The 14028-nt window shown below is 33.3% G+C and carries 14 protein-coding genes; 8 read left to right on the forward strand and 6 right to left on the reverse strand.

All coding sequences use genetic code 11. From position 1 onward, the window contains the following. Positions 1-194: 194 nt before the first annotated feature. The 3 genes from kdsB (at position 195) to BW983_RS04760 (ending at position 2300) form a co-directional block, all read left to right on the forward strand. Positions 195-917, forward strand: coding sequence for a 3-deoxy-manno-octulosonate cytidylyltransferase (gene kdsB / locus BW983_RS04750; protein ID WP_076550291.1), 723 nt, complete (start codon positions 195-197; stop codon positions 915-917). A 109-nt stretch (positions 918-1026) separates the two neighbouring features. After that, positions 1027-1689, forward strand: a complete 663-nt coding sequence (locus BW983_RS04755; protein WP_076550293.1) for a histidine kinase — start codon at positions 1027-1029, stop codon at positions 1687-1689. Positions 1690-1724: 35 nt separating this feature from the next. Further along, complete coding sequence (locus BW983_RS04760; protein ID WP_076550294.1) at positions 1725-2300, forward strand: glutathione peroxidase; 576 nt, start codon at positions 1725-1727, stop codon at positions 2298-2300. Positions 2301-2466: 166 nt separating this feature from the next. Here BW983_RS04760 and BW983_RS04765 read toward each other — a convergent pair whose 3' ends face one another. Next, positions 2467-3126, reverse strand: a complete 660-nt coding sequence (locus tag BW983_RS04765) for an NAD(P)H-binding protein (protein ID WP_076550296.1) — start codon at positions 3124-3126, stop codon at positions 2467-2469. Positions 3127-3282: 156 nt separating this feature from the next. Here BW983_RS04765 and BW983_RS04770 point away from each other — a divergent pair, with 156 nt between their 5' ends. After that, positions 3283-3636 (forward strand): MmcQ/YjbR family DNA-binding protein, encoded by a 354-nt coding sequence (locus tag BW983_RS04770; protein WP_076550298.1) that lies wholly within the window; start codon positions 3283-3285, stop codon positions 3634-3636. A gap of 100 nt (positions 3637-3736) precedes the next feature. After that, on the forward strand, positions 3737-4222 hold the full coding sequence (locus tag BW983_RS04775; protein WP_185116855.1) for a hypothetical protein: 486 nt from the start codon (positions 3737-3739) through the stop codon (positions 4220-4222). 45 nt (positions 4223-4267) lie between these two features. On the opposite strand, the gene BW983_RS04780 is transcribed toward BW983_RS04775, so the two are convergent. Continuing rightward, positions 4268-5188, reverse strand: a complete 921-nt coding sequence (locus tag BW983_RS04780) for a bifunctional riboflavin kinase/FAD synthetase (protein ID WP_076550300.1) — start codon at positions 5186-5188, stop codon at positions 4268-4270. A 207-nt stretch (positions 5189-5395) separates the two neighbouring features. Here BW983_RS04780 and atpD point away from each other — a divergent pair, with 207 nt between their 5' ends. The 3 genes from atpD (at position 5396) to BW983_RS04795 (ending at position 8192) form a co-directional block, all read left to right on the forward strand. Further along, entirely contained in the window at positions 5396-6904 is a 1509-nt protein-coding gene (gene atpD / locus BW983_RS04785; protein WP_076550302.1) for a F0F1 ATP synthase subunit beta, read from the forward strand. A gap of 99 nt (positions 6905-7003) precedes the next feature. Then, on the forward strand, positions 7004-7285 hold the full coding sequence (locus BW983_RS04790) for a FoF1 ATP synthase subunit delta/epsilon (RefSeq protein WP_076550304.1): 282 nt from the start codon (positions 7004-7006) through the stop codon (positions 7283-7285). 85 nt (positions 7286-7370) lie between these two features. Further along, on the forward strand, positions 7371-8192 hold the full coding sequence (locus BW983_RS04795) for a hypothetical protein (protein ID WP_076550306.1): 822 nt from the start codon (positions 7371-7373) through the stop codon (positions 8190-8192). A 263-nt stretch (positions 8193-8455) separates the two neighbouring features. Here the strand turns inward: BW983_RS04795 and BW983_RS04800 are convergent, their stop codons facing one another. The 4 genes from BW983_RS04800 to BW983_RS04815 form a co-directional block, all read right to left on the reverse strand. After that, positions 8456-10651 (reverse strand): B12-binding domain-containing radical SAM protein, encoded by a 2196-nt coding sequence (locus tag BW983_RS04800; protein WP_076550308.1) that lies wholly within the window; start codon positions 10649-10651, stop codon positions 8456-8458. Positions 10652-11016: 365 nt separating this feature from the next. Then, a complete protein-coding gene (locus BW983_RS04805; protein ID WP_076550310.1) occupies positions 11017-11760 on the reverse strand; it encodes a bactofilin family protein in 744 nt (247 codons plus the stop codon). 17 nt (positions 11761-11777) lie between these two features. Next, the gene (locus tag BW983_RS04810) at positions 11778-12656 is read right to left on the reverse strand and encodes a DMT family transporter (RefSeq protein WP_076550312.1); all 879 of its coding nucleotides are present in this window, start codon (positions 12654-12656) and stop codon (positions 11778-11780) included. Positions 12657-12732: 76 nt separating this feature from the next. Then, the gene (locus tag BW983_RS04815; RefSeq protein WP_185116859.1) at positions 12733-14004 is read right to left on the reverse strand and encodes an aminotransferase class I/II-fold pyridoxal phosphate-dependent enzyme; all 1272 of its coding nucleotides are present in this window, start codon (positions 14002-14004) and stop codon (positions 12733-12735) included. Positions 14005-14028: the final 24 nt, after the last annotated feature.

A 14028-nucleotide genomic window follows, 5' to 3' on the forward strand; every position in this document is an offset into this window, starting at 1 on the left:
GTGGGAATTTTTCTTTTTGGAAGATTAAAAATTATAGCATTTGCCACATGTGTTGAAAATAATACCACAATTTATGGAACAAACTAAAATAGTTTTCACTACTTTTGATTTTAATATAGACTGTTATTTCCTTATTTTACGATAAAAGGATAGCAGACTTTGAATTAAAAAGACTTAATTAATATTTTTATTAAATGAAAATAATCGCTGTCATCCCTGCGCGCTATCAGGCAAGCCGTTTTCCAGGGAAACTTATGCAGATTTTAGGAGACAAAACAGTTATTACCACAACTTATCATAATGTATTGGAAACCAATTTGTTTGATGAGATTTTTGTGGCTACAGATTCTGAAATTATCTTTGATGAAATTGTAAACAATGGTGGTAAAGCCGTTATGACAGGACAGCACGAAACAGGAAGTGACCGTATTGCAGAAGCCGTACAGAATATCGATTGTGATATCGTGATCAATGTTCAAGGTGATGAACCTTTCCTTAAACTTGAACCTTTACAGCAATTAATTGAAGTCTTTAAGAATGATGATCAACAGGAGATTTCATTAGCTTCTTTAAAAATAAAACTATCTGAAAAAGAAGAAATAGAAAACCCGAATAATGTAAAAGTAATCACGGATAATAACGGTTTTGCATTATATTTCAGCCGTTCTGCAATTCCTTTTCACAGAGAGATTTCTTACCATGTAGATTACTTTAAACATATCGGTGTATATGCATTTAGAAAAGAAGCATTATTACAATTCTCAAAGCTGGAAATGAAACCCCTTGAAATCTCTGAAAAAATAGAATGTATCCGTTATCTGGAGTACGGAATGAAGATCAAAATGATAGAAACCAATTTCGTGGGAGTAGGAATTGATACCCCGGCAGATCTAGAAAAAGCAAGAACATTGATTTAATTGAGATCGTGCGAATTTGCAATTTTAACCTTTTGCCTTCGGTTCGCTTCCTCTGCCTTTTTGCATTTTATCCCAAATCCCCTTATATTTGAATTTATAAATAAAATTAATGAAGAAGTTACTGTTAGTATTTGGACTGGTATTTTCACACTTAACATTTGCCCAGACCGCAAAGGAAATCATAGACAAAAACATTGAATTATCCGGAGGGTTAACGAACTGGAAGCTTTTAAACTCAGTGTTGTTACAGGGAAAAGTAGTGTTGGGAATCAAAGATGAATATCCTATAAAAATTTATCAGCAGCGTCCAAACCTTACCAAAACAATCATTACAACCGGAGGAAAAGAAACAGCCATTGAAGGCTTTGACGGAAACAAAGGGTACGCAATGAACTATGCAGCCAATAAACTTCAGGAATACCCTGAATATGTGCCGGAAAGTTTTGATAATGACTTCATTGATTGGGAAAATAAAGGTTTTGATGCCAAATACCTTGGAAAAGAAAAAGTAGGAGAGATCTACTGTCATAAAGTAGAACTTACCAAAAACGTAAATAAGAATATGTACTATTTTGATACAAAATCTTATATGCTTTTAAAAGAAGTGAAAAAAGATGAAACAGTAATATATTCTGATTATAAGAAAGTGGGAAATCTTATTATGCCGTTCAGAATAGAATCTTCAAGCTCTAAGAAAGATGGAGATTATGTAATGCTGTTCAATAAAATTGATGTTAATAAAGTTTTCCCTTCCAATATTTTTAAGTTTTAAATCAACAGCAGTCTGACTGCATAAATTTATAAGAAATGAAAAATATTTTTTTAATGCTGTTTGCATTTGTTGCTATTTTGCAAAGTTGCACCAATCAAAAAAGTGAAATTTCTAAAGCTAAAACCACAGAACTTATGGGAAAAACAATATATGACTTCAAAGTAGAAAGCCTTGATGGTAAAGAGATCAACTTTGCAGATTTCAAAGGAAAGAAAATCCTTATCGTAAATACAGCATCAGAGTGCGGATTTACTCCTCAGTATGCAGATCTTGAAAAATTATATGAAGAATATAAAGATAAATTGGTAATCGTAGGTTTCCCTGCAAATAATTTCGGAGGACAGGAACCGGGAACCAATGCTGAAATCGGAACATTCTGCCAGAAAAATTATGGAGTAACATTCCCGATGGCTGCCAAAGTTTCTGTAAAAGGAGATGATACAGCACCGATCTTTAAGTATTTAACAGAAAAAGACCTGAATGGTATAAAAAATTCAACCATACTGTGGAATTTCACCAAATTCCTGATCGATGAAAATGGAAAACTTATTGATTCATATGTAAGCACTACAAAACCAACAAGTGAGTCGATTACGAAGCATTTAAAGTAAATAACAAAAAATTCTATAGAAGCGGATGATAGTTCATCCGCTTTTTTTATGATCTTAAATTAAAAAATACTGAATCGATCCCAAAAACTGGGGGATAATATTATTTGTATTTATGGAATCTGATTTGATATTCTATGTTAGCTTTCAAATACATAGGTTAAAAAAATTAAGCATCTATTACCTTCTCAGCAAAACAGAAAATATTTCCAAGCTTAATACTCGAATAGCCATTGCTTTTAATTTTAGAAGAATTGATCATTGCTTTTGCTAAAACATCGGTAGGCAAAGGCTTTTGACTTTCCAATAATCCAAGTTTATTAGCGAACTTTATAATTCTGCTGCCCAAAACTTCACCTGTTCTCTCAGAGTCTTTCCGTTCAAGCATTCCGGGTTTGAAAATGGTGATTTTATTGAAATGTAGCTGTTTTACAGCTTCTTCCAATTCACCTTTCATTTTAGAATAGAAAATCTTGGAGGTAGGATTTGCTCCGTAGGCAGAAACCAAAACATAATCTTCCACATCATTTTCCCTTGCGGCTTTGGCAAAATCATACTGATAATCAAAATCTACCTTTTTTTGAGCTTCCTTACTTCCTGCATCCTTTAAAGTAGTTCCCAGACATGAAAATGCAACGTCTCCTTTCACCATTTGCTTCCATTCTTCTGGTTTTTCAAAATTGACGATATGAACCTTAAGTTTTTCGTTATGAATGTCCACAGGTTTTCTTACAAAAATATTTACTTCCTCAAAATCCTTATCGTTGAGCAATTGATTAACTAAATCTTTCCCTGTAGCGCCTGTAGCACCGATTACTAAAGCTTTCATAACAATGTAGTTTGATGTGATGATATTTCTTTCTTAAATTTACTAAATTTGAATAAAAGATAAAAGATAAAAGATAAAAGATAAAAGATCTTATCATTAAAGACCTCTTATACCAACTATTACAAATTACGAATTATTTATTACTCATAACAAACCATGGATGCCAACGAAATATTAGAATATTGTCTTGCTAAAAAAGCAGTTACAGAAAGCTTTCCTTTTGATAACGAAACACTTGTATTAAAATTAGATACTAAAATGTTTCTGCTAATGGGGCTTGAAAGACAACCTTTGTCCATCAATGTAAAAACAGATCCGGAATGGAGTGCTGAGCTTCGGGAACAATATCCACAGATCATAGGAGCTTATCACATGAATAAAACCCATTGGAATTCCGTATCTGTAGATGGTTTGAAAAGAGAACTTATCTTTAAATTGATTGATCATTCTTATGATTTGGTATTTAAATCTTTAACCAAAAAAGTTCAGAATACAATCAATAATTCTTAAGGTATTGGTTTTATGTGCTGAATGTAATTAATTTAAGGTACGAATTTTGTTATCAAATATCTGTGAAATATTAAATTGATATTAATTAAAATAAGAACAAATGAGAAATCACCTGTTATTATTCATGGCAGCTGGAGCGTTGACGTTATCAAGCTGTAATAAACAGGAAAAAAAAGATCAGCCAACCACACCTGAAACTACTGAAAATGTAAAATCTGAAAACATCAAAATAGAATTTACAGGAACAGAGACTTTTACAATTAAAAATCCAAAGCTTAAAGTAAGTTTATATGGAGTGAGCGAAGGTTTACAGGATGCACCTGCAACATTAATTACAGAAAAAGAAGTTGAAGGAAAAGCAATTCCTTTTACGATTGAACTTCCGGTACCTGCTGATGCAGAAAGCAAAATTACTCCTAAACCTACAAATGGCGTTAAGTATTATATCGCTACAGAATGGGATTCTGATGGAAACGGAAAAGCCAATGAAAAAGGAGATATCTTTATTGATCACGATAAGGAATTCCCTAATGTGAAAATAAATAGTGAAACACCACAGAAAATTTATGTGAAAACATTGAAATAAATAAAAAAATAAACGGCTATTCAATATTGAATAGCCGTTTCTATCTTAAAAAATAAATTCTTCTGTTAGTCGTTTATCTTCATCAAGTCTCTCGATAAGCTTTTCCAGCCCTTCAAACTTGATTTCATCATGAAGGAAATCTCTGAACTTTACGGTTATTCTTTGATCGTAAATATCATCATTAAAATTGAGAATATATACTTCAACCGTCAATTTTTCTCCGTTTACCGTAGGATTGGTTCCAATGCTCAGCATTCCCTTATATTGCTGTCCTTTTACTTCAACTTCTACAATATAAGCTCCTTTTTTAGGTAAAAGCTTAATAGATTCCGTATCAATATTAGCCGTTGGGTAACCAATTGTTCTACCGATCTTCTTGCCATGAACTACCGTCCCGGAAACAGGGTAGAAGTATCCCAGCATCTCATTGGCTTCTTTAATATTCCCTGTTAAAAGTGCATTACGAACCTTTGTAGAACTGATATTGTTTTCATGAATATTTATGGCTTCCATTTGTTCTACCTCAAAATCAAGCTCTTTGGATAGTTTTTGGAGAAGTTCAAAATTTCCACTTTTATTTTTTCCGAAAGAATGATCATATCCTATAATAAGATACTTCACATTAAGTTTGTCAATTAAAATCTGACGTACAAATTCTTCTCCGGTTAAATTCCTGAATTCTTCATCAAATTCTTTTAGGAATAAATTATCAATACCATATTTATCAAGCAATTGCTGCTTTTCTTCTATGGTATTCAGAAGCTTTAAATCCTCATTAGGATTGAAAACAAACCTTGGATGTGGCCAAAAAGTAAGCATAGCAGTTTCCAGATTGTTAGCTGCTCCTACATTAATAAGTTCATCAATAATACTTTTATGACCCAGATGTACTCCGTCAAACATACCTAAAGACAAGGCTAGAGGCTTTTGAGAGGAATAATCTTTAAAATTTTTAAAAACTTTCAAAACGGAAAAATTTTGACTGCAAATATAGATATAATGTAACAATCTATCAATATAACAATGGATCAATATTTTTTACTGTTAAATAAGGTTGTCAGATTGGTAAATGACAGCTTTTGTAAATTTGTAAAAAGTATGATAAAAATCTTTTTTTTACCAATTGCGGGTTTATGAAGAATCACTATATTTGCACCAAGAAAAAATTTAGCAATGGCAAACCAAATTAAAGGTAAAATTTCTCAAATTATTGGTCCGGTAATCGACGTTGTCTTCACAGATGTAGAAGCAATTCCTGCAATCTATGACGCGTTAGAAATTACAAAAGAAAACGGTGAAAAAGTAGTTTTAGAGGTAGAACAACATATTGGCGAGGATACAGTAAGATGTATTGCAATGGACGCTACTGATGGTCTTAAGAGAGGTCAAGATGTAATTGGATACGGAAATCCTATTACAATGCCAATCGGAGAGGCTGTAAACGGAAGACTATTCAACGTAGTTGGTGATGCTATCGACGGACTTCAAGATATTTCTAAGGAAGGTGGTCTTCCAATTCACAGACCAGCTCCAAAATTTGATCAATTATCAACTTCAGCAGAAGTTTTATTTACAGGTATTAAAGTAATCGACTTAGTTGAGCCTTACGCAAAAGGAGGTAAAATTGGATTGTTCGGTGGTGCTGGTGTAGGTAAAACAGTATTGATCCAGGAGTTGATTAACAATATTGCAAAAGGACACGGAGGTCTTTCTGTATTCGCCGGAGTAGGTGAAAGAACGAGAGAAGGAAATGACCTTTTGAGAGAGATGCTTGAATCAGGAATTATCAAGTATGGTGATGATTTCATGCACTCTATGGAAAACGGAGGTTGGGATCTTTCTAAAGTAGACCTAGAGGCTATGAAAGATTCTAAAGCAGCATTCGTATTCGGACAGATGAACGAGCCGCCAGGTGCAAGAGCAAGAGTAGCACTTTCTGGTCTTACTTTAGCTGAGTACTATAGAGATGGTGGAGAAAGCGGACAAGGTAGAGACGTACTTTTCTTCGTAGATAACATCTTCCGTTTTACACAGGCTGGTTCTGAGGTGTCTGCACTTCTTGGTCGTATGCCATCAGCGGTAGGTTACCAACCAACGCTAGCTTCTGAAATGGGTGCGATGCAGGAAAGAATTACTTCAACTAAAAATGGTTCAATTACTTCAGTACAAGCGGTATACGTACCTGCGGATGACTTAACTGACCCGGCTCCTGCAACTACATTTGCTCACTTGGATGCAACTACGGTACTTGACAGAAAGATTGCTTCATTAGGTATTTACCCAGCGGTAGATCCATTGGCTTCTACTTCAAGAATCCTTTCTCCAGAAGTTATCGGTCACGATCACTATAACTGTGCTCAAAGAGTAAAAGAAATTCTTCAAAGATATAAATCACTTCAGGATATCATCGCGATTCTTGGTATGGAAGAACTTTCTGAAGAAGATAAATCAGTTGTTTACCGTGCAAGAAAAGTTCAGAGATTCTTATCTCAGCCTTTCCACGTAGCTGAACAGTTTACAGGTATTCCAGGATCATTAGTAGATATCAAAGATACTATCAAAGGATTCAACATGATTATGGATGGTGAATTAGATCACTTACCAGAAGCTGCTTTCAACTTGAAAGGAACAATCGAGGAAGCTATCGAAGCAGGACAAAAAATGTTAGCTGAAAACGCTTAATAAATTAGACATAAGATTCTTAGACGTGAGATGAGAGACAATAATGTTTGTCAAAATCTTTTAATCTTTCAATCTTTTAATCTTTTAATCTAAATTAAAATGAATATAAAAATTTTAACACCAGAATACGTAGTTTTTGAAGGAGAGGTTAGCTCTGTATTATTGCCTGGAAAGAATGGTGAATTTCACATCATGAAAAACCACGCAGGAATCGTATCTTCATTAATCGGTGGTAAGGTAAAATTATTTACTAATTCAGTAGATGAAGCTTATGCTAAAAACCTTACTAAAGAAAATGATAAAGACTCTGTTTTTTCTTATTCTATCAAAAGCGGTGTTGTAGAATTTAATCATAACAAAGGAATCATCCTTTGCGAATAATTAAATGAAAAGCTAAATATATTTTCAAAAAAGTGTAACTTTGGTTACACTTTTTTTATTTCATTTTGTGTAAAAATCTGATTCTATGAAGAAAAGTATAATCATATTCTTTACAATACTGGGAATTGTACTCTCCAATGCCCAGAATTTTAAGACCAAAAGGGGGATTATTAATTTAGACGGAATTCCGGTTGCCAAAATTTCAAATAAGTCCAATGAATATACTTTTATGGACTTAAAAGAAACACCTCTCTATACGATTAAATTCATTGATAAAAGTATAGTAGATTCCGTTAGAGACAGCTATATTCAGATCAATAGAGTTTACAACAGGGATAAAACCATTGAAGTAGATTACATTTCACCCTCTGCTTTTTCCGGCGAAGAAAAGTCAGCAGTTTATACATCCATAAAAGGATTTAAAATCATTGATAATATGGGAATCAATGTAAAAAATCTTGATGAACTGTTTTCAAATGTGCCGAAAAGGAAACTTGATAATAAAACGAAAGATGCTTATACTGTCAGAAAAAAGATAGATAAGTTAAATCTTGAGGTGAATAAAGTTGGCGAAATCCTTAGTAACGGGGTTCCAGTAGGATATTTTACCAATTTGCCTGTAAGCTTTGGTTCTGATGATAAGATCATGGAAAAAAGCTTTATAGATATTGAGATCTATGATGCTAAAAGTAAATATATTGGAAAATATATTACTACCACAAAACAACTGAAAACAGCTGGGGGAAAATCATTTACGCTTTATAAGGAGATGTCAGGAAGGGCATCTATTCTAAAATATCCGACCTATAAGGCAATTGCAGAAAGAATAGCAATTATGGATCCGAATTTCATTAAAATACAGGAGAAAGTATCTGTGGGACCTGTTTCACAAGATAAACCCAATTGAATCTGCTAAAAATATATTAAATAAAACCTCGAAATTACTTTTCGAGGTTTTTATTTTTATCCACTTAATTTTTTATAATCAAACCTTATTTTATTCGTGCATTCGTAGCTGATAGTTTTTGCCACGAATGCACGAATTTTTCTTTGTTTGCGATATTAAAATATTATATAATTATTTATGAAATTTTAATTTAGATTCCATTGGAGTTATTTTATCTTAAAATTCCATCAATTTGAAAATCGCTGAGAAAAATCACAACAATTTTATAAACTCAAAATCACACCGTTTTCCTTCAATTGCTGCATAGGTTTTGAGAACCAAAACAATTCAAAATCTTCAAAATTTTCTTCAAATTGATTCTTAAGTTGTTGAGCTGTAGGTTTTTTTTGATTTTCTATAGAGTTTTCTTTCAAAATATTCATCAACCATTCTGCCTTATCCTCTTCCATTTCAACCTTTACAATATTGGTTTTTAAATGGAATGTAAGAAGCGTGTATGTACCAGAATATTTCTTTTTATTTTTTATTCGATTCTCAGCGATTACGTTTTTCGTTAAAAAGACAATTTTTGAATTTCCTTTAAACTTAAAATCTTCATCTTCCAATAAGCTGTCGTGAATATAATCAGGATGGATAGTTGTTCTTGGAATTTTAAAATCAAACCACTCTTGAAGAGGAAGTTCAAAATTAATTCCATGCATATAATTGAATAAAGATTTTTTTAAACCTGAACTAAATTTATCATGATTGATTCCAGTTTTGTCTGTAAAGTCAATATCGTTATTAGCAAATAGAATTTCCTGCTTGATTGGAGTAACTCCAAATTCTTCCGGATTCAATCCAACAGGTGAGTGGGCAGTCATAGCAAACTGGTGCCAAAAGCCACTTTGTAAAATTCCCATCTCAAATAACTGACGAATCATTTCCATAGAATCAATCGTTTCCTGAATGGTTTGTGTTGGGTAGCCATACATCAGATAAGCATGGATCATAATTCCGGCTTCTGTAAAATTTCTCGTTACTTTTGCAACTTGTTCCACAGAAATTCCTTTATCAATTAATTTTAATAAACGATCACTTGCCACTTCCAATCCACCGGAAACCGCTACGCAACCTGAAAGTTTTAATAAATAACATAAATCACGGGTGAAGCTTTTTTCAAAACGAATATTTGTCCACCAGGTAACGACAAGTTTTCTTCTGAGAATTTCAATGGCAACTTCTCTCATTAAGGCTGGCGGCGCGGCTTCATCTACAAAATGAAAACCGGTTTCTCCTGTTGTTTTGATAAGTTCTTCCATTCTGTCTACCAGAATTTTGGCAGAGATAGGTTCGTAGATTTTAATGTAATCCAGAGAAATATCACAGAACGTACATTTTCCCCAATAGCATCCATGAGCCATCGTTAGTTTATTCCATCTTCCGTCACTCCATAAGCTATGCATAGGATTGGCAATTTCAATTACTGAAATATATTGATCCAATTTTAAATCTGTATAATCCGGAGTTCCTATATCTGCTTGCTTAAAATCGTGTCTTTTTGAATTGTTCTTATAAACAACTTCTTGATTTTCAAGTAAAAAAGTTCTTTTGTACTGAGGTTTTTCATTAGGCTCAGGATGAAGAATATTTTCACACAGAAGTTCGAGAGGAAGTTCACCATCATCTAACGTTATAAAATCAAAAAATTCAAACACTCTTTGATCCTTGATTTCTCTTAACTCAGTATTGGGAAAACCTCCACCCATTGCAATTTTAATGTGTGGAAAATTTTTCTTTATAAACTGTGCAGATCTGAAAGCAGAGTATAAATTTCCAGGAAAAGGAATAGAAAAACAAACCAATTTAGGCTGTATAAATTCTATTTTTTCACGAAGAATAGTTAAGGTAAAACCATCGATAAATGTTTGTTGATCAGATAATTTTAAATATAACTCATCAAAAGAATTAGCACTTTTTCCTAAACGTTCTGCATATCTGCTGAAACCAAAATCAGTATCAATATTTTCAACAATATAATCTGAAATATCCTCCAAATATAAAGTTGCCAAATGTTTTGCTTTATCCTGCAAGCCCATATTTCCGAAAGCGAATTCCATATCATCCAGTTGGTTGAAACGTGAAGCTTCGGGAAGAAAGTTCATACTGCAGATCTGTCTTGCCAGCGTTGGATTTTTTCCTTGCAAAAAGGGAATTACCTGATCTATGGTTTTTAAATACTCCTCTCTTAATGCATAGATTCTTTGTATATTTTCAGAAGCATTCTGAAGATCAATTTCTTTACTGAAAACCTTTTGTAATCCACCTTTTGAAAATAATTCCAAAATAACATCTATTCCCAAATCCATCTGATAACTGGAAATATTTTTAGTATTTAAAAATCCTTTAATATAAGCGGTTGCCGGATAAGGAGTGTTAAGTTGGGTAAAAGGCGGGGTAATAAGAAGCAGGTCTTTCAACAGAAATTTTTTGCAAAGTTATTCTAAAGTTTTTTTAGAAAGAAATTTTTTACTCTGATTATAGACAGGTCTGAATGTTGCTAACCGCAAATACTTTTTTTCTTGTATAATTTTTCCCGCAGATCTCACAGATTTCGCAGATAAAATGCAGTTGATCTATCGTGAAAGATTGAGAATGATAGGAGAGATTTTTTTGACGCAAAGTTTTTAATAAGAGATAGCCATATTTTTAAGGAGACAAAGAGGGAATCAATTTCATTGATTCTTTTTAAGCGAATGTATTATGTATATAGCTTCTTCAGCGATAAAGTCGTTCTTCTTTGCTTCCTAAATAAAGCATTATAATTATTACTTTGTGTTCAAAATTATTTAAATACCAGATCAATAGGGTTATTATTGATGAAATTAAGAAAAGACTCTTCCTTAAAATAGCCATTCTCATCTAGAATTTCAGGGTTTAAAACTTCGGCTTCATTGGCTCCATCCAAAGTTATATTTTTAATCACTCTTCCTGTTTTTCCTTCTATTATGTTATGAAGGCTTATTAAGTATTTTGAATGAATACTGTTCTCAGCAACAGTATAATGTCCATTCTCAGCAATAAGTGATGTAGTAATATTTCCATTAATATAAGTCTCATGATCATTCCCTGATGCACCAAACAGAACTTCACAAGTCAGATTTCCAGAACAGTATAACGAACCATTAACAATGATATTTTTTGCTTCAATATTTCCGGTAACAATAAGAACAACATAGTCTTCAATAAAGAGGTTTCCAGAAAGAATGATGTCTTGATTTAACAGAATAATTTTATATCCTTCACTATCTTCAGTTACTAAATCAAGAGAGGTTGAGCCTTTATTTTCTGCAAGAATAATGGCAGGAACTTGATCTTCATCTGGTTGTAAAGAAGCTGCTTTTATTTTTGCTGCAGTTTCCTGATCTAGTATTTCGAGAAACTCTGAAAGATCTTCTTCATCTAAAGATTGATCTGCAAAGAAAGCTCCTTCCAATGTCTCATAAACAGTAGAGTAAAAATTTTCTGATTGATTTATAAGGTGTTGGTATAATTGCTCTTTAGTGATTATTTGTTGTGTTTCTTTCATAAAGATTAGTAAGGCACTTATGCGTGTGTTATATTTTTTCTGTCTGAAATTACATTAAGAATTACACCGATTAAAATAAGAGTAATTCCGATTAATAAGTTGGTTGTGAATTGTTCATGAAACATTAATACACTTACCATCACAGCAACTACAGGTTCCAAGGCTCCTAAAATGGCAACGGGAGTAGAGCCGATATACTTAATGGCATATACAAGACACAAACTGGAAATTACCGTAGTAAGAAATGCAAAAATAAGGAAGTTAACAAAGATGGTTGTTGAAGGAATAGCAAATGATTGATGTCCTATGACAGATTTAGTCATAAAAAATAAGGAAGTAAAAAGCATAGAGTAGAAGGTAAGCTTAAATCCTGAAACTTTTAGATTCGATTTATTGACGATCACCATATACAGCGCATAAAACAGTGAGCTGAGCATTACAATTCCCAATCCTGCAAAATTAATTTCGAACCCACTTCCTTTAAGGCATAAAACGATTACCCCTGCAAAGGCAAGAAGAAGTGAAACAATAGATAATTTTGTAAGCTTCTCTTTATAAAAGAAAAACATAATCAAAGCTACAATTACCGGATAGATAAACAAAACTGTAGAAGCAATTCCCGGGGTAAGAAAATCATAACCTATAAACAAAAACTCCGAGGAAAGGGCATAGCACACTCCAAGAATAGCAAGAATTAAAGCTTCTTTTTTATTAATTCTGAATTTTTGTTTGGAATAGATAAGATAGGCACCCACCATTAAAGCAGAAAAGAAAAATCTGTAAAAAAGTGTAATGTCCATTGAAAAATGTGCCTGCTTGATTGGCAGGATAAAAATAGGAATCAATCCGTATGAAACCGCCGACAAAACGCCCAATAAATAACCCTTAAGTTTCATTTGCTCTTTATAGTTTATAGTTTTTAAAATAAAAAACCACTGAATCAATCAGTGGTTTTTTTATGTTGTTTAAAGATTAGATCGGTTTAAAACTTAATCCCTGTTCCTGCAGTAATATTTGTTCCTGCTCTTTATAGTAACCACTTACTAATTTATCGTGAATCGCTTCAAATGCGGCAAGAGTTTCATTGATCTCTGCATCTGTATGAGAAGCGGTTGGAATTAATCTTAAAAGAATCATTCCCTTCGGAATTACCGGATATACCACAACTGAAGTAAAGATTCCATAATTTTCTCTAAGATCTTTTACCAAAAGGGTAGCTTCTACAGGAGTTCCCTGCATCATTACAGGAGTTACGCAAGTGTTGGTATCCCCAATGTTGAATCCTCTTTCTTTTAATCCGTTCTGTAGTTTACCTACATTTTCCCAAAGTTTAGCTTTGATCTCAGGTCTTGATCTCAATAGCTCTAATCTTTTTAAACCTCCGATTACCATTGGCATTGTAAGAGATTTTGCGAAGATTTGTGATCTTAAGTTGAATTTCAGGTATCTGATAATTTCTTTGTCACCTGCAAGGAATGCTCCGAAACCAGCCATTGACTTAGCAAAAGTAGAGAAGTATACATCAATCTGATCATTACAATCCTGCTCTTCACCAACTCCCGCACCAGTTTTACCTAGTGTTCCGAAACCGTGAGCATCATCTACTAAAAGTCTGAATTGATATTTTGATTTAAGTTCACAAATCTCCTTGATCTTACCTTGTTGTCCTCTCATTCCGAAAACTCCTTCAGTAATTACAAGAATACCACCTCCTGTTTCTTCAGCTACTTTCGTTGCTCTCTGAAGGTTTTTTTCAAGACTTGCCATATCGTTGTGCTTGTAGGTAAATCTTTTACCTGAATGAAGTCTTACTCCATCCACGATGCAGGCATGAGAATCCATATCATAAACAATTACATCATTTCTGCTTACCAAAGCATCAATGGTAGAAACCATCCCCTGGTAACCGAAGTTCAATAAATATGCTGATTCTTTTTGTACGAAGTCTGCCAATTCTTTTTCCAACTGAAGGTGCTGATCTGTTTCTCCAGACATTGCTCTTGCTCCCATTGGATAGAACATTCCATATTCTGCAGCCGCCTTTGCATCTGCTTCTATTACTTCAGGATGATTACACAACCCTAAATAATCATTGGCACTCCAGAAAATTACTTCTCTACCCTGAAATTGCATCCTCGGACCAATAGGTCCTTCTAGTCTTGGGAAAATAAAATAACCTTCTCCATAATCTGCAAATTGTCCAAGAGGTCCTGGATTTTCTTTTATTCTTTCAAAAATATCCAACATTGTATCGTAATTTTTAAGTAA

It is taken from the genome of Chryseobacterium ureilyticum, from assembly GCF_900156735.1.
Classification (GTDB): Bacteria; Bacteroidota; Bacteroidia; order Flavobacteriales; family Weeksellaceae; genus Chryseobacterium; species Chryseobacterium ureilyticum.

Coding starts and splice junctions, on each gene's coding strand:
- kdsB (WP_076550291.1), top strand. CDS start 195: ATGAAAATAATCGCTGTCATCCCTGCGCGCTATCAGGCAAGCCGTTTT.
- BW983_RS04755 (WP_076550293.1), top strand. CDS start 1,027: ATGAAGAAGTTACTGTTAGTATTTGGACTGGTATTTTCACACTTAACA.
- BW983_RS04760 (WP_076550294.1), top strand. CDS start 1,725: ATGAAAAATATTTTTTTAATGCTGTTTGCATTTGTTGCTATTTTGCAA.
- BW983_RS04765 (WP_076550296.1), bottom strand. CDS start 3,126: ATGAAAGCTTTAGTAATCGGTGCTACAGGCGCTACAGGGAAAGATTTA.
- BW983_RS04770 (WP_076550298.1), top strand. CDS start 3,283: ATGGATGCCAACGAAATATTAGAATATTGTCTTGCTAAAAAAGCAGTT.
- BW983_RS04775 (WP_185116855.1), top strand. CDS start 3,737: ATGAGAAATCACCTGTTATTATTCATGGCAGCTGGAGCGTTGACGTTA.
- atpD (WP_076550302.1), top strand. CDS start 5,396: ATGGCAAACCAAATTAAAGGTAAAATTTCTCAAATTATTGGTCCGGTA.
- BW983_RS04790 (WP_076550304.1), top strand. CDS start 7,004: ATGAATATAAAAATTTTAACACCAGAATACGTAGTTTTTGAAGGAGAG.
- BW983_RS04795 (WP_076550306.1), top strand. CDS start 7,371: ATGAAGAAAAGTATAATCATATTCTTTACAATACTGGGAATTGTACTC.
- BW983_RS04805 (WP_076550310.1), bottom strand. CDS start 11,760: ATGAAAGAAACACAACAAATAATCACTAAAGAGCAATTATACCAACAC.
- BW983_RS04810 (WP_076550312.1), bottom strand. CDS start 12,656: ATGAAACTTAAGGGTTATTTATTGGGCGTTTTGTCGGCGGTTTCATAC.